The sequence below is a fragment of the Candidatus Rhodobacter oscarellae genome (genome assembly GCF_001078595.1).
GTDB lineage: Bacteria > Pseudomonadota > Alphaproteobacteria > Rhodobacterales > Rhodobacteraceae > Rhodobacter_B > Rhodobacter_B oscarellae.
The window spans coordinates 276,756-294,446 of the sequence record NZ_LFTY01000002.1 but is presented as its reverse complement, the minus strand read 5'-3'; the positions used below and the strand labels follow the sequence as shown (position 1 = coordinate 294,446).

At 64.1% G+C, this 17,691-nt stretch carries 23 protein-coding genes; 11 read left to right on the top strand and 12 right to left on the bottom strand.

All coding sequences use genetic code 11. The features are described from left to right. Window positions 1–255 precede the first annotated feature (255 nt). From AIOL_RS06485 to AIOL_RS06475, 3 genes are all read right to left on the bottom strand, one after another. Complete coding sequence (locus tag AIOL_RS06485; protein WP_049642236.1) at window positions 256–1,590, bottom strand: 8-oxoguanine deaminase; 1,335 nt, start codon at window positions 1,588–1,590, stop codon at window positions 256–258. Next, on the bottom strand, window positions 1,583–2,392 hold the full coding sequence (gene hisN, locus AIOL_RS06480; RefSeq protein ID WP_049645295.1) for a histidinol-phosphatase: 810 nt from the start codon (window positions 2,390–2,392) through the stop codon (window positions 1,583–1,585). The genes AIOL_RS06485 and hisN overlap by 8 nt, the downstream gene beginning before the upstream one ends. A 63-nt stretch (window positions 2,393–2,455) precedes the next feature. Further along, window positions 2,456–2,830, bottom strand: coding sequence for a helix-turn-helix domain-containing protein (locus tag AIOL_RS06475; protein ID WP_049645294.1), 375 nt, complete (start codon window positions 2,828–2,830; stop codon window positions 2,456–2,458). 312 nt (window positions 2,831–3,142) lie between these two features. On the opposite strand from AIOL_RS06475, the gene AIOL_RS06470 reads away from it, so the two are divergent. Further along, complete coding sequence (locus AIOL_RS06470; protein WP_049642235.1) at window positions 3,143–4,108, top strand: NADPH:quinone oxidoreductase family protein; 966 nt, start codon at window positions 3,143–3,145, stop codon at window positions 4,106–4,108. Between the two features lie 9 nt (window positions 4,109–4,117). On the opposite strand, the gene AIOL_RS06465 is transcribed toward AIOL_RS06470, so the two are convergent. Then, window positions 4,118–5,002 (bottom strand): LysR family transcriptional regulator, encoded by an 885-nt coding sequence (locus tag AIOL_RS06465; protein WP_049642234.1) that lies wholly within the window; start codon window positions 5,000–5,002, stop codon window positions 4,118–4,120. Window positions 5,003–5,186: 184 nt separating this feature from the next. On the opposite strand from AIOL_RS06465, the gene AIOL_RS06460 reads away from it, so the two are divergent. The 3 genes from AIOL_RS06460 to AIOL_RS06450 all read left to right on the top strand — a co-directional run bounded on the left by AIOL_RS06460 (window position 5,187) and on the right by AIOL_RS06450 (window position 6,738). Beyond that, window positions 5,187–5,345, top strand: coding sequence for a DUF1127 domain-containing protein (locus AIOL_RS06460; protein ID WP_235438913.1), 159 nt, complete (start codon window positions 5,187–5,189; stop codon window positions 5,343–5,345). Between the two features lie 108 nt (window positions 5,346–5,453). Beyond that, window positions 5,454–6,257: a Bax inhibitor-1/YccA family protein gene (locus AIOL_RS06455; protein WP_049642232.1), complete on the top strand. Its 804-nt coding sequence runs from the start codon at window positions 5,454–5,456 to the stop codon at window positions 6,255–6,257. Window positions 6,258–6,336: 79 nt separating this feature from the next. Continuing rightward, window positions 6,337–6,738, top strand: coding sequence for an MAPEG family protein (locus AIOL_RS06450; RefSeq protein ID WP_049642231.1), 402 nt, complete (start codon window positions 6,337–6,339; stop codon window positions 6,736–6,738). A 21-nt stretch (window positions 6,739–6,759) separates the two neighbouring features. On the opposite strand, the gene AIOL_RS06445 is transcribed toward AIOL_RS06450, so the two are convergent. Beyond that, a complete protein-coding gene (locus tag AIOL_RS06445; RefSeq protein WP_049642230.1) occupies window positions 6,760–7,479 on the bottom strand; it encodes a haloacid dehalogenase type II in 720 nt (239 codons plus the stop codon). Continuing rightward, window positions 7,476–7,946 carry a MarR family winged helix-turn-helix transcriptional regulator gene (locus AIOL_RS06440; RefSeq protein WP_049642229.1) on the bottom strand — a complete coding sequence of 157 codons (471 nt, stop codon included), beginning with the start codon at window positions 7,944–7,946 and terminating at the stop codon, window positions 7,476–7,478. Before AIOL_RS06440 ends, AIOL_RS06445 begins: the two co-directional genes overlap by 4 nt. Before the next feature lie 240 nt (window positions 7,947–8,186). On the opposite strand from AIOL_RS06440, the gene AIOL_RS06435 reads away from it, so the two are divergent. The 3 genes from AIOL_RS06435 to AIOL_RS06425 all read left to right on the top strand — a co-directional run bounded on the left by AIOL_RS06435 (window position 8,187) and on the right by AIOL_RS06425 (window position 11,653). Next, window positions 8,187–9,665, top strand: a complete 1,479-nt coding sequence (locus tag AIOL_RS06435; protein WP_049642228.1) for an aldehyde dehydrogenase — start codon at window positions 8,187–8,189, stop codon at window positions 9,663–9,665. A gap of 363 nt (window positions 9,666–10,028) precedes the next feature. Continuing rightward, on the top strand, window positions 10,029–11,279 hold the full coding sequence (locus AIOL_RS06430) for an MFS transporter (protein WP_049642227.1): 1,251 nt from the start codon (window positions 10,029–10,031) through the stop codon (window positions 11,277–11,279). Beyond that, complete coding sequence (locus AIOL_RS06425; RefSeq protein WP_200898739.1) at window positions 11,276–11,653, top strand: cupin domain-containing protein; 378 nt, start codon at window positions 11,276–11,278, stop codon at window positions 11,651–11,653. Before AIOL_RS06430 ends, AIOL_RS06425 begins: the two co-directional genes overlap by 4 nt. Before the next feature lie 117 nt (window positions 11,654–11,770). Here AIOL_RS06425 and AIOL_RS06420 read toward each other — a convergent pair whose 3' ends face one another. The 6 genes from AIOL_RS06420 to AIOL_RS25450 all read right to left on the bottom strand — a co-directional run bounded on the left by AIOL_RS06420 (window position 11,771) and on the right by AIOL_RS25450 (window position 13,992). Then, window positions 11,771–12,259: a GNAT family N-acetyltransferase gene (locus AIOL_RS06420; protein ID WP_049642226.1), complete on the bottom strand. Its 489-nt coding sequence runs from the start codon at window positions 12,257–12,259 to the stop codon at window positions 11,771–11,773. A 3-nt stretch (window positions 12,260–12,262) separates the two neighbouring features. Beyond that, on the bottom strand, window positions 12,263–12,682 hold the full coding sequence (locus AIOL_RS06415) for an HIT family protein (protein ID WP_049642225.1): 420 nt from the start codon (window positions 12,680–12,682) through the stop codon (window positions 12,263–12,265). A gap of 72 nt (window positions 12,683–12,754) precedes the next feature. Then, window positions 12,755–12,922, bottom strand: a complete 168-nt coding sequence (gene rpmG / locus AIOL_RS06410) for a 50S ribosomal protein L33 (RefSeq protein ID WP_009572866.1) — start codon at window positions 12,920–12,922, stop codon at window positions 12,755–12,757. A 101-nt stretch (window positions 12,923–13,023) separates the two neighbouring features. Then, window positions 13,024–13,362: a hypothetical protein gene (locus tag AIOL_RS06405; protein WP_152912399.1), complete on the bottom strand. Its 339-nt coding sequence runs from the start codon at window positions 13,360–13,362 to the stop codon at window positions 13,024–13,026. Window positions 13,363–13,681: 319 nt separating this feature from the next. Next, window positions 13,682–13,849, bottom strand: coding sequence for a hemin uptake protein HemP (gene hemP / locus AIOL_RS24260; RefSeq protein WP_082152449.1), 168 nt, complete (start codon window positions 13,847–13,849; stop codon window positions 13,682–13,684). Then, complete coding sequence (locus tag AIOL_RS25450; protein WP_160314416.1) at window positions 13,840–13,992, bottom strand: hypothetical protein; 153 nt, start codon at window positions 13,990–13,992, stop codon at window positions 13,840–13,842. Before AIOL_RS25450 ends, hemP begins: the two co-directional genes overlap by 10 nt. Window positions 13,993–14,227: 235 nt before the next feature. Here AIOL_RS25450 and AIOL_RS06400 point away from each other — a divergent pair, with 235 nt between their 5' ends. The 4 genes from AIOL_RS06400 to AIOL_RS06385 all read left to right on the top strand — a co-directional run bounded on the left by AIOL_RS06400 (window position 14,228) and on the right by AIOL_RS06385 (window position 17,478). After that, window positions 14,228–15,250: a glutathione S-transferase C-terminal domain-containing protein gene (locus AIOL_RS06400; RefSeq protein WP_049642223.1), complete on the top strand. Its 1,023-nt coding sequence runs from the start codon at window positions 14,228–14,230 to the stop codon at window positions 15,248–15,250. A gap of 73 nt (window positions 15,251–15,323) precedes the next feature. After that, window positions 15,324–15,707 carry a YciI family protein gene (locus AIOL_RS06395; RefSeq protein ID WP_049642222.1) on the top strand — a complete coding sequence of 128 codons (384 nt, stop codon included), beginning with the start codon at window positions 15,324–15,326 and terminating at the stop codon, window positions 15,705–15,707. Between the two features lie 113 nt (window positions 15,708–15,820). Beyond that, window positions 15,821–16,456 carry a GntR family transcriptional regulator gene (locus AIOL_RS06390; RefSeq protein WP_049642221.1) on the top strand — a complete coding sequence of 212 codons (636 nt, stop codon included), beginning with the start codon at window positions 15,821–15,823 and terminating at the stop codon, window positions 16,454–16,456. Next, window positions 16,453–17,478, top strand: coding sequence for an AbrB family transcriptional regulator (locus AIOL_RS06385; protein ID WP_049642220.1), 1,026 nt, complete (start codon window positions 16,453–16,455; stop codon window positions 17,476–17,478). The genes AIOL_RS06390 and AIOL_RS06385 overlap by 4 nt, the downstream gene beginning before the upstream one ends. Window positions 17,479–17,691: the final 213 nt, after the last annotated feature.

Here is a 17,691-nt window from a genome sequence, read left to right as displayed (position 1 = left end):
GGCCTTTCGGGGCGCCAAATCTCTTGCAAGAGATTTGCACTTTCCTTCCAAGGAAAGTGGCCCCGCGCGCCCGTAATGGGTTGCAATAGAAGAAGCAATTCGGGGCGCGGTGAAGAAACTCTTGCAAGAGTTTCGCAATTTTCTTGCAAGAAAATTGTGGCGCGCCAAGGTCCGCTGGAGGCCAGTTGACACAACTCCTTCCGTTCAATTCAGCAATACCGTGTACATCAATTTGCCCTGGACACCGCTCTACACTCATTGCGCCAGCGACCGCGCGAGCTCATTCTGTCGTTCAATCGCTCGGCCCAAATCTACGGTCACCATGTGCCCGTCGCGCACGATCTGGCGGCCTTCCACCAGCAGGTCGCGCGCCCGGGTCGGCCCCGCCAGTGCCAGCGCCACGGCGTCCCACGAGCCCGCGGCCTCGATGCCAGACACATCCCAGATAGCGATGTCGGCCCGCTTGCCCACGGCCAGCCGCCCGCAATCTGGCCGCCCCAATACATCCGCGCCGCCGCGGGTGGCGATCTCCAGCGCCTCGCGCGCGCTCATGGCGTCCGCGCCCTGCGCCACGCGTTGCAGCAGCATGGCCTGGCGCGCCTCCGCCATCAGGTTGCCCGCGTCGTTAGAGGCCGAGCCGTCCACGCCCAGGCCTACGCGAACGCCCGCGTCGCGCATCGCGCGCACCGGCGCGATCCCCGACCCAAGCCGGCAGTTCGAGCAGGGGCAATGCGCCACGCCGGTTTGCGTTCTGGCAAACAGATCAATCTCTTGCCCGTCGAGCTTGACGCAATGCGCGTGCCAGACATCCTCGCCGACCCAGCCCAAATCCTCGGCATATTGCCCCGGGCGGCAACCAAAGGTCGCCTCGGAATAGCGCACATCCTCGTCGTTCTCCGCCAGGTGGGTATGCAGCATCACCGCCTTGTCGCGGGCCAGCAGGGCGGTGTCGCGCATCAGCTCCCGCGATACGGAGAAGGGCGAGCACGGCGCCAGCCCGACGCGCACCATTGCGCCCGGCGCGGGATCGTGGAACGCGTCCACCACGCGGATCATGTCCTTTAGGATCGCCGCCTCGTCCTCCACCAGGCTATCCGGCGGCAGACCGCCGTCGCTCTCGCCAATGGACATCGCGCCGCGCGTGGGATGGAACCGCAGCCCCAGCTCGGTCGCGGCCTCGATCGTGTCCTCCAACCGCGCGCCATTGGGGTAAAGATACAGGTGATCAGAGGTCAAGCTGCAGCCAGACAGGGCCAGTTCCGCAAGCCCGATCTGCGCCGAGACGCGCATCTCTTCCGGACCGAACCGCGCCCAAATGGGATACAGCGTCTGCAGCCAGCCAAAGAGCAGTGCGTCCTGACCGCCGGGCACCGCGCGCGTCAGGGTCTGGTAAAGATGATGATGCGTGTTCACCAGCCCCGGCGTCACCACGCAGCCCGTGGCCAGCAATGTCTCGCCGTCCGAGTGCAGCCCCGCGCCGATCTCTGCGATCACACCGTCACGCACTCGGATATCGCTGTTGCAAAGCTCGCGGCGATCATCGTCCATCGTGACGACGACATCCGCGTTTTTGATCAGCGTTTCAGGCACCTGCGTTCAATATCTCCAGCGCCGCGGCGTGGAGCTCGGGTGTCGCGGCGGCCAGGGCCGTGCCGCCACTATGGGCCGGGTCGCCCTGCCAGTTGGTCACAATGCCGCCCGCGGCTTGGATGACCGCGATGGGCGCCTGGATATCATAGGCCTGCAGGCCCGCCTCGATCACCAGGTCGACCTGCCCCGCCGCCAAGAGCGCATAGCCGTAGCAGTCCATCCCGTACCGCGTCAGCTTACAGCGCTCGGCCACCCGGTGAAACGCCGCGCCCTCTTGCGGCGTGCCGACCTCTGGGAAGGTGGTTAGGATCGTGGCAGCGGCGAGGTCGCGCGTGCCGCGCACGGCCAGCGGCGCGCGGCCCAGCGGGCCGTCGACCTGGGCCAGCCCGAAACCGCCCACAAAACGCTCGCCAATATAGGGCTGATCGATCAGGCCGAATTCGGGACCGTTCTCGTCGCCCACGGCGATCAGCACGCCCCAGGTCGGGGTGCCAGAGATGAACCCGCGCGTGCCGTCAATGGGATCAAGCACCCAGGTCAGCCCGCTGCTGCCGGCGACGGTGCCATGTTCCTCGCCAAGGATGCCGTCATCCGGGCGACGGCGCGCCAGCACGTCCCGCATAGCCTGCTCGGCCGCGCGATCCGCAACGGTCACAGGGTCGAACGCGTCTTGGGACTTGTTCTCCGCCGCCAGTTCTGCACGGCGGAAATGCGGCAGAATGGCCGCGCGCGCGGCCTCTGCCATCTCATGCGCCGTAGAGACTAGTGCGTCATGCTCTGATTTCTTCACACCTGTCGCCATCATAGAACTCCCGCGCCAATTAAGGCGCGGGTAAATCGTCCTTTAGGCTCGGTCAAGCGGATGCTAGGCCGCATCCTCGCTGATCGCGCGTGCCAGTTCGAACAACCGACGGCGCTGAACCTCAGGGATCTGGTAGTACGAGCGCACCAGTTCCAAAGCCTCTTTGTCGGCCAGGATGTCGCCCGGAACGCCCTCGCCGGAGCCATGGGTCTCCATTGGAGTGTCCAGTCCCTCGAAGAAAAAGCTGATCGGTACATCAAGCGATTCCGCGATGTCCCAAAGGCGTGACGCGCTGATGCGGTTCATGCCTGTCTCGTATTTCTGGATCTGCTGGAACTTGATTCCAACTTTGCCAGCCAGCTGCTGCTGCGTCATCCCGACCATCCACCGGCGGTGACGAACCCGCTTGCCGACGTGTACATCCACTGGATGCTTCATTTCAACCGACTCCTTACAACTTACGACGGTACGTTCTAAGTCTTCCACCGCTGCCATTTTCTCAACCTGTCCTTTTCGGCAGGCTTTTCGTAATATGATGAATAATAATAGTAAAACTTGGAATTTTGAGTTAATTTTCGCCGGAAATCTACACCCGTTGACACGCAACACAGGGTTGAACGCGTTTTTTGAGACCAATGGCAGGGATTTTGGGCGGCGATGGGGATGTTTTTCGCAATTCCCCCTAAAGGCGATTCGCTGTAAATTCGTTAACGGCTTGAAAGCCAAAGACCGCCCTCCTAAACGAGCGCTATGAAGTGCTTTCAGATCGCCAGCTACGGCGCCGAGCCAAGACTTGTTTCTACCGATCGCCCCGTTCCGGGCCCTGGCCAGATCGGCGTGCGGATCTTGGCGGCGGGCTTGAACTTCGCCGATCTTTTGATGGCGCAGGGCCGCTATCAGGAACGCCCGGAGCCGCCCGTCACCTTGGGCATGGAGCTTTCCGGCGTTGTGGACGCTGTCGGCGCCGGGGTGGACGGTTTTGACGCCGGGGACAGGGTCGCCGTCTATTCTGGGCAAGGCGGGCTGGCTGAGTATGGCGCCTTTCCTGCTAACCGCGCCGTCAAGATACCGGACGCGATGCCGTTTGACGCCGCCGCGGGCCTTCTGATCGCGCATGGGACCAGCCATCTTGCCCTGGCGCGCCGGGCGCGCCTGAGCGCGGGCGAGACGCTGTTGGTGCTTGGCGCCGCGGGCGGCGTCGGCCTGACCGCGGTCGAGATCGGCAAGCGCATGGGCGCCCGCGTGATCGCCTGCGCCCGCGGACCTCAGAAGCTGGCCGTCGCAAAGGCCGCCGGGGCCGATCACCTGATCGACAGCGAGACCGCCGACATCACCGAGGCGGTGCGGGCGCTGGGGCGCGCCGACGTGGTCTATGACGCCGTCGGCGGCGACCAGTTAAGCGCCGCCCTGCGCGCAGTCAACCCCGAGGCGCGCATCCTTGCCATCGGGTTCGCCAGCGGGGACGTGCCGCAGATCCCGGCCAACCACCTGCTGGTCAAGAATGTCGACGTGATCGGCGTGAACTGGGGCGGCTACTTGCGGTTCAATCCGGACGCCATGACGACAACCTTCGCGCAGCTCTTTGACTGGTACGCCGCCGGCGAGCTGAACGTGCATATCAGCCACCGCTTCCCCTTGGCGCAGGCCGCCGAGGCGCTGGAGACGCTGCGCGCCCGCAAGTCGACCGGGAAGATCATTGTGACGATGGGCGACTAAGGCGCGCGCCTACGCCGACAGCTTCGCCAGCTCCGCGCCCCGGCCTTGTGTCCGATAGGTCAGCCGGATCAGGTCGCGCAGGGCGACGCGCACCGGGTCGTTGTGAGCGTCAAGATAGAGGCAGATCCGCGACTCGCCCGGATCCGGCAGCGTGCCGCCGTGGTTCACCGGCGCCGTTTGCGGGATGTCCGCGCCGTCAATCGCCACGGTCACCGCCAAATCGGCGCTGATCATCGCCTCGACGGCCCGATCTTGCGCGGAATCCAACGCCATGTCCCAAGCCACGCCCGCATCGTCCAGGCAGCGCAGCGAGGGCGTGCGGAAGAAGCAATTTGAGCAGAAAGCGATCGGCAAGGGGGTGCGGCGCCAAGCGACGCCGCCCTTTGCCCCGATCCACACAAGCGGCAATTGCACCAGGCTCTCGCCGCCGGGACCCGGCTGCGCCTCTGTGGTGACGATCGCATCGACCTCGCCGCGCCCGTATAGCTCGCGCAGTTGGGTTGTCGAGTGCGAGACCAGGCGCAACTGCATTCGTGGGAACTCGGTCTGCATGCGCCGTAACACCGGGGGAATGTAGGGATAAATGACGTCATGCGGCACGCCCAGGACCAGCTCGCCCTCGAACTCCTGGTTGGTCAGCCGCGTCCAGGCCTGGTCGTTGGTATCAAGCATGCGCTTGGCGTAGCTCAGCAACTGCTCGCCGGCCGCGGTCAGCGCGATGGTGCGGGCCGAACGGTCAAGAAGCTGCAGGTTCAGCGACTCCTCCAGCCTCTTGAGCTGCATCGACACGGCAGATTGTGTCAAATTCAGAAACCCCGCGGCGCGGGTGACGCCCCCTGTCTCGGCGACGGTTACAAAGCTGCGCAGCGCGGTCAGGTCTAGATTTCGCGGCATATCACACTTCCTGATGGGTTGCGTCATAAACATTCATTTGAGGAATACAGCACGGAATGGCATATACATCAAGCAAATTGATCCTTTGCGGATGATGAATCAATTAACGAGAAGGAACAGCGCCATGACCGCGACGACCAAAAACAGAAGCCACTCCTGCCAACCCGCTGCAAACAAGGGTTTCTTGGCGCGACTCATCGCTTGGAACGGCCTTTTCCGGCAGCGCCACGCCCTTAACACGCTGGACGATCACGCGCTGAAGGATCTTGGCCTGACGCGCGAACAGGCCGAGGCCGAGGCCCGGCGCGCGGTCTGGGACGCCCCCAGTCACTGGCGGCATTAACATATTGCCAAGAACTCGGTCCTTGACGCTTGAAATTTCGAGCGAAAACGCCAATATCTATTGCCAACGGCGGGTGTGACCCGCCGCTTGGATCAACTGGAGGCATAAATGGCTGAGTATCAGACCTACCGCGCGGCAACCGCCGGGGTCCGCACGGCAGAAATCGACGCGGGCCTACGCGCCCATATGAACAAAGTTTACGGGACCATGTCCGGTGGTCTCTTGATCACGGCCCTGGCCGCATGGGCCATCGCTGGATTGGCCGTGACGTCGGATATCAACTCGGCGGCCGTGAACTCGGAAGGTTTCGCGCTTATGCTCCGCGAGGGCCAGTTTCTGACCGGCCTGGGCGAGACGCTTTACGCCACGCCGCTGCGTTGGGTGATCATGTTCGCCCCGCTGGCATTCATCTTCTTTGGCTGGGGCGCGCTCATGCGCCGTGGTTCCGCCGCGACCGTGCAGCTTGGCTTTCTGATCTTCTCGGCGGTGATGGGACTTTCGCTGTCGTCGATCTTCCTGGTCTTCACCGGGGCCTCGATCGCGCAGACCTTCCTGGTGACGGCGATCGCCTTCGCCAGCCTGTCGCTCTACGGCTATACGACCAAGCGCGACCTGTCGGGCATGGGCACGTTCCTGATCATGGGCGTGGTTGGCCTGATCCTGGCGATGATCGTCAACATGTTCCTGGGCAGCGCCCCTCTGATGTTCGCGATCTCGGTCCTGGGCGTGCTGATCTTCGCCGGCCTGACCGCGTTCTACACGCAGGACATCAAGACCACCTACGTCTCCATGGCGCATCACGGCGACCAGGAGTGGCTGGACAAGGCGGCCTATGACGGCGCGCTGAGCCTCTACATCAGCTTCCTGAACATGTTCCAGTTCCTGCTGATGTTCATGGGCCAGCAAGAGTAGCCCTAGGGCAGAACCAAAGACGACCACAGGGCCGGGCGCGCATGCTTCCGGCCCTTTCTTTTGAGCGAAGGGGGCAAGGATGCCACTGATCACCGCCTGGGCCGCGCTTATCTGCGGCACGTTCTTCATGTTCCAGACGCTGCAGGTCATCCGCGCGCGCGGCAGCGCAGGGGTCTCGCTGGGGGACGGCGGCGACAAGCTCTTGATGCGGCGCATGCGCGGCCAGGCCAACGCCGCCGAGCAGATGCCCCTGACGCTGATCGCCATGGGCCTGGCCGAGATGCTGGGCGCGCCGGGCTGGGCCCTGCTGCCCCTGGCGGCCGTGTTTACGGTGTCGCGGCTGGCGCATGGCTACGCCTTCGGTTGGCTCGAGCATAACCGCCCGCTGCGGTTCTACGGCATGGCCGGAAGCGCGTTCTCAACGTTTTGCATTCTGATCCTGTTGGGGGTCATGGTGCTTACGCGCAGCCTCGGCGGGTAAGCTAGCCTCAAGCGGCGGAACTCAGGCGCGCGCAAGCAAGTCGGCCAGTTCCTGCATCGAGTGCGCCGCGTAATCCCAATCCCCGTCCGGTGCCAGATCGACCTCTTGGCCGGGGCCATGCTCGGTCGGGCGGCAGACAAAGGCAGTGGCCATGCCCAAGCGCTGCGCGGCCCGCAGGTCCTCATTATGCGCCGCCACCATCATGCAGTCCCCGGGCGCCAGCCCAAGCGCGGCGGCGGACCCCAGATAGGTCGCCTCTGATGGCTTGTAGCTGCGGGTGATCTCTGCCCCCAGGATCACATCCCACGGCAAGGAACCAAACCGCGCGAGATTGACCATCAACGCGATGTTGCCGTTCGACAGGGTGCCCAGGATGAAGTCGCGTTTCAGGCGGCCCAGCCCCGGCACGCAGTCCGGCCAGGGCCGCAAGCGGTGCCAGGCTTCGTTGAGTTCGATCAGCTCAGCCTCGGAAAGCCCCGTGACCCCGAAGGCCCGCAGCGTGGCGTCCAGGTTCTCGCGATGCAGCACGTCCAGAATGGTGTAGCCGCGGGCGCCGGACCGGATCGCCTGCATGGCGGGTTGGTAGCGCCCGCGCCAGTCGTCGGCCATGGCCTCCCAATCCAGCTGGTGCCCGCGCGGGGCCAGGGCGGACTGAAGCTCGACCGCGACAGAGCTGCGCCAGTCCACAACCGTCCCGAACACATCAAACAGCAGCGCCTTGACGGCGCGGGGCTGTGTCACAGGCAGGGTCTTTCCAGGATCCGCTCCAGCTTGTCGCAGGCGGAGAAAAGCGACGCGAGTTCGTTCGGCGTCAAAGCATCCCGCAAAGCGGCCTGTCGCTTTTGCATATGCGGCAGGGTTTTCTCAAACAGCGCCTGGCCCGAGGCGGACAGGCGCAGCATCTGGCGCCTGTTATCCGTCGGATCGGACTCGGCCAAAACCAGCCCGTCCTCAACCAGCGTCTTCAGTTTGCGGCTAAAGAGCCCCTTATCGATCTCGGCCAAGCTGGTCAGGACCGCCGCCCGCTCTGGTCCGAAGCTCGCGATCAGCGCGATCACCCGCCACTGCGCAAGGCTCAGCCCCGACTTGTCCTTAAGGATGCGCGTCGCCTGCGCGTTCAGCTTCGCCTGCACCCGCGCCAGGCGATAGGTCAGGAACTGCTTCATCTGCAGCTCTTCTGCGTGCTCAACTTTTGCGTCGTTGCTCATTATATTTCCGGCTGTGAGTTGTGCCAAAGGTAAGATGTGACACCGCAAAGCGCAAATAAAGCGTTTCGTGTTAAACTTGAAGCAGGTTTAACGCCAAATTACCGCGTAATATTTAAGCGATGGGCGACGCTCGAAATTCAGGTTGGTTCAGGCTTTCGAAAAACGCTGCGGGACGCGGAAGTGATTTCCCGTGGCCGCAACTTACGCTAAGCGGGAGGCATTGCAGGGGAGGAACTTGGGATGGGCTCCATCGAGCGTTTAGAGATGCTGATCGGCGGTAATTGGGTGCAGGCGTCGGACGGCGCGGTGTTTGAAAGCCGCGAGCCCGCCACCGGCGCCGTTTGGGCCGAGGTGCCAGAGGCCACCGCCGAGGATGTTGACCGCGCCGTGCGCGCCGCCGACGCCGCGCTGCGCGGGGAATGGGGCGCGCTGACCGCCACCCAGCGCGGCAAATGCCTCGCCCGGCTGGGCGATCTGCTGGCCGCGGCCTCCGAGGATCTGGGCCGCATAGAGACCCGCGACACCGGCAAGCTTTATTCCGAGACCGCCTGGCAAGCGAAATACATCGCCGAATACTACCACTTCTTCGCCGGCGCCGCCGACAAGATCGCAGGCGAGACCCTGCCCATCGACAAGCCCGACATGTTCGTGTTCACCGAGCGCGAGCCGATGGGCGTGGTGGCCGCGGTGATCCCTTGGAACAGCCAGCAATTCCTGGCCGCGACCAAGATCGCGCCCGCGCTGGCCGCGGGCAACACCATCGTTTTGAAGGCCTCCGAGCATGCCTCGGCGCCTTTGCTAACCTTCGGCAAGCTCGTGGCGCAGGCCGGCATCCCTGACGGCGTGGTCAACATCGTGACCGGGCACGGCGCGCCCTGCGGGCAGGCGCTGACATCGCACCCTTTGGTGGCCAAGGTGGCCTTCACCGGCGGGCCCGGTGCCGCGCGCCATGTGGTGCGCAACACGGCGGAGAACTTCGCCGAGGTCAGCCTGGAACTTGGCGGCAAGTCACCCTTCATCGTCTTCGAGGACGCCGACATAGAGAGTGCCGTGAACGCCAGCGTGGCTGGGATCTTTAGCGCCAGCGGGCAAAGCTGCGTGGCGGGCTCGCGGCTTTACCTGCATGAGGACATCGCGGACGATTTCCTGGCCCGCATGGTGGAAATTGCCGAAGCCATCCAGATCGGCGACCCGCAGGACGCGGCCACCCAGATGGGCCCCTTGTGCACCGAGGGGCAGCGCGCGCATATCATGGCGCAACTGGAGCGGGCGGTGGCGCAAGGCGCCACGATCCTCACCGGCGGCACGCCGCCGGAGGGTCTGGGCGGGCTCTATATGCGGCCCACCATCCTGGACTGCCCGCGCCAGGACCTAGACATCGTCGACACCGAGCTCTTCGGGCCGGTGTTGGCCGCGCAGCGTTTCTCCACCGAAAAGGAGGTCATCGGGCTGGCCAATGACACGGTGCACGGGCTGGCGGCGGGGATCTTCACCCGCGACGGCGCGCGCGGCATCCGCATGTCCAAGGCCATCCAGGCTGGGATTATATGGCTGAACACATACCGCGCGATTTCGCCGATTGCGGCCTTCGGCGGTGTGAAGGGCTCGGGCTTCGGGCGCGAGGCGGGCATGCAGGCGATGTATGACTACACGCGACCAAAGACGGTCTGGATGAACCTCTCGGACGCGCCGATGGCCAATCCATTCCGGATGCGCTGAGGCGGGGTTGGGCCCCTAAGACACATCCGGCGGGTGGCAGCACGAGTTTTCGGGAAGGCACAGGATTGGCCCGGAGCAGGCGTTTTGGCGGGCCAAATCTCTTGCAAGAGATTTGCACTTTCCTTCCAAGGAAAGTTGGGCCCGCGCGTCGGTAGGAGGTTGGGATAGAGTGATCATTTCGGGGCGCGCTGAAGAAACTCTTGGAAGAGTTTCACAATTTTCTTGAAAGAAAATTGCGACGCGCCAATGTCCGCTCCAGGCAATAAAGATCGTCCGGCCAAGCGCTGCCCGATCTTGCAAAACCCAAGGCTGCCCCGACACCTTCGGCTGGTCATTCGCAAGCCGGAGGCGTAAGGGTCAAACATGCCACAGGCGGTCACCCTAGCGGACGCGCAATCGCTGCCATACTGGCGGCGCCCGGTGGCGCTGCTGTTTCTGATGGCGTTTGCAATGCCGTTGGCGTTCTCCACTTGGTCGGCGCTCTTGAACAACTTCGTGATCGAGGCGGCGGGGTTCACCGGCGTGGAGATCGGCTGGTTGCATTCGATCCGCGAGGTGCCGGGCTTTTTTTCCATTGGCGTGATCGTGCTGATCTGGGTGCTGCGCGAGCAGACATTGGCGCTGATCTCGCTCGTTATGCTGGGCTTGGCCAGCGCGGTGACCGCATGGTTCCCCAGTTTTGGCGGGCTGTTGATGGTGACGCTGTTCGCCTCGATCGGGTTCCACTATTACGAGACCGTGGTGCAGTCGCTGCAGCTGCAATGGATCGACAAGGACAAGGCCCCGCAGACGCTTGGCATCATAGTGGGCATCGGCTCGGGCGCGTCGCTCTTGGCCTATGGGCTGCTGGTGGTGACCTGGAAGGCCTTTGATCTGAGCTACAACTTCGTCTACCTGACCTCCGGTGGGATCACCGCGGCGATCGCGGTGTTCTGCTGGCTGGCCTATCCGCAGTTCGAATCGCCCACCCCGCAGCGCAAGGAGTTCGTGCTGCGCCGGCGCTACTGGCTTTACTACGCGTTGCAGTTCATGTCGGGGGCGCGGCGGCAGATATTCGTGGTCTTCGCGGCCTTCATGATGGTCGAGCGCTTTGGTTTTGAGGTGCATGAGGTCACGGCGCTTTTCTTGATTAACTACCTGGCCAATATGATCTTTGCGCCGCTTATGGGCCGCGCCGTGGCCCGCTGGGGCGAGCGCAACGCGCTTGGGTTTGAGTATGTCGGGCTGATCTGCGTGTTCCTGGCCTATGGCGGGATCTACTACTTCGGCTGGGGCGTGGTGCTGGCGGCGTGCCTATACGTGCTGGACCACCTGTTCTTTGCCCTGGCCTTCGCGCTAAAGACCTACTTTCAGAAGATCGCGGACCCTGCCGACATCGCGCCCACCGCCGCGGTGGCCTTCACGATCAACCACATCGCGGCGGTGTTCCTGCCCGCGCTGCTGGGGTATCTGTGGATCGTCTCGCCTGGCGGGGTTTTCGTGCTGGCGGCGGGGATGGCGGCGACCTCGCTGGCCCTGGCCCTCATGATCCCGCGCCACCCGGAACCGGGCCATGAAACGGTGTTCTCGCGCCCGATTGCGCAGCCCGCGCAGAGCCAGGGGCCCGCAGAGTGAGCGACCTGGTCAAAACCCTGCCCGCCGCGCCGGATGTGCTAGCGCCGGACGGGCTGGAAGTTCGGGTGCTGATGTTTGGCGAGAAGGGGTCCATGTGCCACTTCCATTTGCCGCCCGGAAAGACGGGCCGCGCGGTGGTGCACAAGACCGTGGAAGAGATCTGGTACTTCACCGAAGGCGCGGGCGAGATGTGGCTTTCCAGCGAGGGCGTCTTGCCCGTCGCGACGGGCACGGCGCTGCGCATCCCTGTGGGCACGCAGTTTCAGGCGCGCGCCGGTGGGTTGGGCCTAACGGCGGTTGCCATCACCATGCCGCCCTGGCCGGGCGATGACGAGGCGGTGGTCGTGGCGGGCCATTGGGACGTCGATCTCTAAAGCGTTCCCATTCCGCTTTGGGGTCTGAAACGGCGCTTTTGCGCGTTCAGATGGCCTTGAACCTGCGCATGAAGCGCCGCCCGCTGGGCGCTGGTAGCACCGACGCTGCGTCAACCGTCAGAGGCTGCGATGCATCTGGATCGCCGGAAAATGGATACCTGGCCTGAGTTCCATCTCGAACGCGTCCAGGGCTTTAAAGCCCATGGCCTCATAGAAGGGCACGGCGGTGCGCGTGGATTTGCACTGCAGGGCGGTGACCCCGGCGGCCCTGGCCTCCTCAAAAACCCGCGCTACGATCGCGCGGCCTACGCCGCGCCGCACCTGGGAGGCATCCGTGATCACGTGGCGGATGTCAGCGCTGCCGCGGCGGCGCCCGCGGGTCCACCCTCCGGCGCCAATCAGCGTGCCGTCCGCTGTTTCCGCCACATAATACGTGCCCGAGCGCAGCAGCGCCGGCTGAGCCTTAGAGATCAGCGGCAGCGCTGTCACCAACACGCTGGGCGCATAATCCGCCTTCAGAAGCTTGGGGTAGCTGCGCGCGAAGAGCTCGTCGAGCGGCGCGAGGTCATAGGGCTCACTGCAGCGGATCGTGATCACATCTGTCATGGCTTACAAGATAGGCGCTCCGAGCGCCTCTGCCAAATCCTGGGCCACGCGGCGCTGCTGGCGCAGCGCGATCCTTCCGCCCGCTCGGTGTTCGCGGAAGCGCGCCGAGGTGATGTCGTCAGCGGCGTGCAGCGGCAACACATGGGCATGCACATGTGGCACCTCATTTCCGGTGAACACGAACCCCACGCGGTCCACCCCGTAGAGCCGCTTTTGCGCCTTGGCGATGCGCTGGCCGAGATGGATGATCTCGGCCGCGAGATCCGGTGCGAGGTCGTCGAACACCTCGACATGCGCGCGCGGCACGATCTGCATATGCCCCTCGCGGATGGGGCGGTGATCGGCAAAGACCACCAGGCGCGGGTTCGACCAGGCGATGGCGGCATCGCCATTGGCCAGGAGATTGCAGAAATCGCAGTGCATGGGATGGGTCTCCAAAACGAGAAAGGCCGCGTCCTTGCGGCGCGGCCTTTGCGAAATCCATGTGGAAGGGGCTTACTTGATCTTGCCTTCCTTGTACTCCACGTGCTTGCGCGCCACCGGGTCGTATTTCTTCACGACCATCTTTTCGGTCATGGTGCGGGCGTTCTTTTTGGTCACGTAGAAGTGGCCGGTGTCGGCGGTGGAATTCAGCCGGATCTTAATTGTGGTTGGCTTGGCCATCTCATCTGCTCCATGCGCGGGCGGCTCAACGGCCGGGCCCGTGAAAACTGTAAGGCCCGCCTTTTACCGCCCCAGAACGGGGAGTCAACAGCTATCGTGCCTTACTTGGCGGTTCCGAATTTGCACGTGACCGCCGCCTTGGCATAGTAGCACCCCTCGGCGCCGCGGGCCAGGATAACACCGGCCTTAACGACACGCGGCTTGCTGGCCCTGCCCCGCAGGTACTCGCAGCGCGCGGTGGCCTGATCGCAGGCCATCTGGCGGACCTGCTTTTTGTGGCCCTTGCACATATGCTCCAGCCCGACGGCCTCGCCGAAGAGCGTTATGGCCGAATTCGGGTCCACGCGCATCATCTCTGGCGGCAGTTGCTTGGGCGGCGGGTAGTCATGCGCGGCCACGGGCAGCGCGGCGCAGATCATAAGGGCGGGTAACAAATTCATAAATATTCGCATCACAAAGTCCCCCAGACTTGAGGGGACTACCATACCGCGCTTGCCCTGGCTTCTCAACTATCAGGGGAAACAGGGCGCTTGGCGCGCCGTTTGCGCGGCGTGATGTGCTAGGCGCGCACCCAATGGGTGGGCGCGAGTGGCCAGCCTTGCGATCGCCGAATCCGCAACGCCGTATGGAGTGCCTGCTATCGCTCCCCGGCGCAGCCGCCACGCAGGTGCGGCCAAACGCGCAATTCTAAAGGGGATGTTTTTCGCCGGGCCGCCTGATGCCCTGGGCCAAGGCGCTGCCCGGATGCGGAAGGCGCCCCTATTTGGTTAGGATCAGCTTGCCCGCCCGCGTGATCCGGAGCGTGTAGAGTTGATCCTCGAGCTTGATCTGCGCCAGGCCGCCACCCTTGGTCAGGTCGTTGGCGTCATAGACCGGCGTGCGCTGCTCGGGCGGGAATTTGATCTCTTGCGCCACGTTCACCACCATAGTCCGCTCCATTCTTGCCGTTCAGCTTTGTCGATCAACCATTCCAAACTAAAGATGCGGGGCAGGCCCAAGTCGCTGGCAACCGCGAGGGTCTCTTGCCAGTCGAAAACTGCCCGGTCCGCATGTGTATAGACCAGGGTCATCAGCCTATCCTCTTGCGTTTTCAAGGTTTCCGGCTTGCCCCAGAATCGAAGGCTGGCTGATAGTTTTATACTTGAGTGAAACACTCGGAATTGTCAATTAGATAAACCCGACCGCAAGAATCGCTGTAAGAATTGCCTAAAATTTAACCCGACCGGCGGAGCTGCACAGTGGCTGCACAGTATCTGTGCCCTGCCGCCGATAGCTTGACGCACAAGATGCGCGTAGAACGCCGCCATGAGCAAAGACGCCGCCACGCAAGAAGACCAAACCAAAGCCAGCGCGCGCCGCGCCCGCGGGGAGTTCGTGCGCGGGGTCAGCGGGTTCCGCCACGCCATCGGCGATGGAGATTTCCCCGCAGAGCCGAACCGGTACCACCTTTTCGTGGCGCTGAACTGCCCCTGGTGCCACCGGGTGACCCTGGCGCGCGCGGTGCTGGGGCTGCAGGACAGCATCACGCTGGACGTGGCCTTTCCCAACCGCACCGGCGAAGACGACCCCGTGGGCCCGAACTTATGGGAATTCGCGCCCAACCGCATCGCGACGCTGACCGGCGCCACGCTGCCGGAATGCACCACCGAGACCGCGACGGGGCGCGGCCTGCGCCTGGCCAAGGAGGTCTATCGCCAGGAGGGCTCGGAGGAGCAATCCGTGCCGATCCTCTACGACAAGCGCACCCAGCGCATCGTCAGCAATGAGAGCGCCGAGATCATTCGGATGCTGGACCAACACACGGGCGCGCTGGGCAGCGCCTTGCCAGATGCGCGCCGGCCGCGCTTGTTCCCGGACGACCCCGCCCTGCGCGCAAAGATCGACGCCCTGAACGAACGCATTTATGTCGCCATCAATAACGGCGCCTACAAGGCGGGGTTCTCCTCTGACCAATCGGTGTATCAGGCGGCGTTCGACACCTATTTCGACGCGCTTGGCTTCCTCGAGGGCCTGCTCTCGGATGGACGGGACTTCTTGCTGGGCCACGCGTTCACCGAGGCCGATTTGCGCCTATTCCCAACGCTCTACCGCCATGACCCGGTGTACTACCTGCGCATGAAGCTGAACGGCGCGCGGATCCTCGACTACCCGCATCTGTGGCGCTGGTTGTGCCGCGTCTACGCGCTGGACGGCGTGGCCGACGCCGGCTCGCTTGTGCATTGCAGGCAGGGGTATTTCGGGCGCTCTTGGAACGGGGTGGTGCCTGCCGGGCCGCGCCACCCGATGCCCTATCCCGAGGCGTATCTGCACCCCGAGCTCGCGGAATAGCCCGGGCTTAGGTGTTTGACACCCGCCCTGGCAGGCATAAGCTCTGGCTTGGAGCATCCAGGGAGGGGCCATCATGCCATCATGGGCGGACTATAAGGCGCATGCCAAAGAGCGCGGCGCGCTGGCCTTTGAGGCCTATGTCGCGGTCAGCACACCGGCAAAGCCCCCCGAGGAGGTCGCACAGGTGCTGCCCGACCACCTGGCCTATCTGCAGCAACTTGAGCGCGACGGGGCGCTGATGTTCGCCGGTCCGCTGTCTGACGAGACCGGCGAGAAGATGGAGGCCATGGGGATGCTGATCCTGCGCGCCGCCTCGCTGGAAGAGGCCCGCGCGCTTGCCGAGGGCGACCCGATGCACATGACCGGCGCGCGCAGCTTCGTTCTGCGGCGCTGGCTGATCAACGAGGGATCGCTGAATGTCGGGCTGGGCTTGTCGACGGGTGCGATCACGCTTTAGCGACGGCAAGTTCGGCTCATGGCGCCTATGGACATGTCGAAGGAGCCCATGGGGCTGGGCATTTTGTATCCGCTCGGATACAAGACCGGTGAGCTGAGCAATCCAGGCACAACATGTCCAAACTATCCAGCGGCGAGACCGCGTTTGAGGCGCTCGTCTCAAGCATCAGATCAGGCACCTACCGCCCAGGCGACCGCCTGCGCGAGGAGGAGGTCGGCGCCCGCCTAAACCTGTCGCGGACGCCCGTTCGCGAGGCCCTGAGGCGGCTGGAGGCCGAAGGCATTGTCGAGCACCGCCCTCGGATCGGCGCCGTCGTGCGCGCGCTGAGCCATGCCGAGATCGTCGAGCTCTATGAGATGCGCATCGTGCTGGAACGCACTGCCGCCGAGATGGCCGCCAAGCACGGCGCTCAGGCCGAATTCGACGCGCTCGACGATATCAACCAGGCCATCGAGTCAGTTCGCGAGGACCCAGCCCAGGCCGCGGCGCTCAACCAGGACTTTCACCGCGGGCTCTATCTGGCGGGACGCAACCGCTTCCTGATGGACGCCGCCCGGGCACTGAACAACGCGCTCTTGTTGCTGGGGCCCACGACCTTCACCGACCCGGAACGGATCGACGAGGTCACGCGGCAGCATCGCGCGATTGTCGAGGCGCTGCGCTCCGGCGACGAAAAGGCGGCGGGCGCGGCAGCCGAGGCGCATCTGCAGACATCGCTGCGCCATCGGATCAAGGCGCTGGGCGCATGAGGCCGGTGCTTTACGCCTTCGCCATCGGCTTGCTGGGCGTGGCGGTGTTTTCGCTGCTGGCTTTGCCGCTGCCATGGCTTCTGGGGCCGATCTCGGCCTGCCTGATCGCGGCGCTGATCGGCGTGCCGATGCGCGGGATCGCTGTGGTCAATGACGGGATGCGCGCGGTGCTGGGTGTGGCCGTGGGGGCCACGCTGACGCCCGCCGTGCTGGCGACATTGCCGGGGATGTGGCCGACTTTGGTGCTGGTGCCGGTCATGGTGGTCTGCATCGGCCTCATTGGCGTGCCCTATTTTCAGCGCGTCTGGGGCTACGACTTTCCGACGGCCTACTACGCGACCATGCCCGGCGGGCTGCAAGACATGCTGGTCTTCGGCGAGGAGGCGGGCGGGAACATCCGCACGCTGTCGCTGATCCACGCCACGCGGGTTGCGGTGATCGTGGTGGCCCTGCCGTTCCTGCTGCGCGGGATATGGGATGTGGATCTGAGCAACCCGCCGGGGCGCCCGATGGTGGATCTGCCCTGGAGTGACATCGCGGTGATGGTGATCTGTGGCGGCGTCGGATGGCGGGTGGCCAAGCGCGTGGGCCTCTTTGGCGCCTCCATCCTGGGGCCGCTGATCGCGACCGGGCTGGTGACCGCCGCTGGATATTTGGGCAACCGCCCCCCGGCCGAGGCGATCTGGGCGGCGCAATTCTTCATCGGCATGACCATCGGCTGCAAATACGCCGGCGTAACCATGACCGAGGTGCGCCGCGACCTGCTGGCGGGGATTGGGTTTTGCGGCATATTGATCGTGCTGACGGTGGTCTTTGTCGAGGCGATTTACGGCTTTGGGCTGGCACCGGGGCAGGAGACGCTCTTGGCCTTCGCGCCCGGTGGGCAAGCAGAGCTGACGGTGCTGGCGCTGATCGTGGGCGCGGATGTGGCCTTTGTGGTGGCGCATCATACGCTGCGCCTGTTCGTTGTGATCCTGGGCGCGCCGATTGCGGCCCGCCTGGTGGGCGCGCGGTCTCGGTAAAACGGTGGCACTTGGAGGGGCTTAGTTGCGGGTTTTGGCCTGGAGCGGGCATTGGCGCGCCGCAATTTTCTTCCAAGAAAATTGCGAAACTCTTGCAAGAGTTTCTTCAGCGCGCCCCGAAATGATCGCTCTATCGCAACCTCATGCCGGCGCGCGGGGCCACTTTCCTTAGAAGGAAAGTGCAAATCTCTTGCAAGAGATTTGGCCCGTCCA

Bases quoted from the DNA above. Each gene is read 5' to 3' on its own strand.
- hisN (WP_049645295.1), bottom strand. From the start codon at position 2,392: ATGGCGACAGGTGTGAAGAAATCAGAGCATGACGCACTAGTCTCTACG.
- AIOL_RS06475 (WP_049645294.1), bottom strand. From the start codon at position 2,830: ATGAAGCATCCAGTGGATGTACACGTCGGCAAGCGGGTTCGTCACCGC.
- AIOL_RS06470 (WP_049642235.1), top strand. From the start codon at position 3,143: ATGAAGTGCTTTCAGATCGCCAGCTACGGCGCCGAGCCAAGACTTGTT.
- AIOL_RS06465 (WP_049642234.1), bottom strand. From the start codon at position 5,002: ATGCCGCGAAATCTAGACCTGACCGCGCTGCGCAGCTTTGTAACCGTC.
- AIOL_RS06455 (WP_049642232.1), top strand. From the start codon at position 5,454: ATGGCTGAGTATCAGACCTACCGCGCGGCAACCGCCGGGGTCCGCACG.
- AIOL_RS06450 (WP_049642231.1), top strand. From the start codon at position 6,337: ATGCCACTGATCACCGCCTGGGCCGCGCTTATCTGCGGCACGTTCTTC.
- AIOL_RS06440 (WP_049642229.1), bottom strand. From the start codon at position 7,946: ATGAGCAACGACGCAAAAGTTGAGCACGCAGAAGAGCTGCAGATGAAG.
- AIOL_RS06435 (WP_049642228.1), top strand. From the start codon at position 8,187: ATGGGCTCCATCGAGCGTTTAGAGATGCTGATCGGCGGTAATTGGGTG.
- AIOL_RS06430 (WP_049642227.1), top strand. From the start codon at position 10,029: ATGCCACAGGCGGTCACCCTAGCGGACGCGCAATCGCTGCCATACTGG.
- AIOL_RS06420 (WP_049642226.1), bottom strand. From the start codon at position 12,259: ATGACAGATGTGATCACGATCCGCTGCAGTGAGCCCTATGACCTCGCG.
- AIOL_RS06415 (WP_049642225.1), bottom strand. From the start codon at position 12,682: ATGCACTGCGATTTCTGCAATCTCCTGGCCAATGGCGATGCCGCCATC.
- rpmG (WP_009572866.1), bottom strand. From the start codon at position 12,922: ATGGCCAAGCCAACCACAATTAAGATCCGGCTGAATTCCACCGCCGAC.
- AIOL_RS06405 (WP_152912399.1), bottom strand. From the start codon at position 13,362: ATGAATTTGTTACCCGCCCTTATGATCTGCGCCGCGCTGCCCGTGGCC.
- hemP (WP_082152449.1), bottom strand. From the start codon at position 13,849: ATGGTGGTGAACGTGGCGCAAGAGATCAAATTCCCGCCCGAGCAGCGC.
- AIOL_RS25450 (WP_160314416.1), bottom strand. From the start codon at position 13,992: ATGACCCTGGTCTATACACATGCGGACCGGGCAGTTTTCGACTGGCAA.
- AIOL_RS06400 (WP_049642223.1), top strand. From the start codon at position 14,228: ATGAGCAAAGACGCCGCCACGCAAGAAGACCAAACCAAAGCCAGCGCG.
- AIOL_RS06395 (WP_049642222.1), top strand. From the start codon at position 15,324: ATGCCATCATGGGCGGACTATAAGGCGCATGCCAAAGAGCGCGGCGCG.
- AIOL_RS06390 (WP_049642221.1), top strand. From the start codon at position 15,821: ATGTCCAAACTATCCAGCGGCGAGACCGCGTTTGAGGCGCTCGTCTCA.
- AIOL_RS06385 (WP_049642220.1), top strand. From the start codon at position 16,453: ATGAGGCCGGTGCTTTACGCCTTCGCCATCGGCTTGCTGGGCGTGGCG.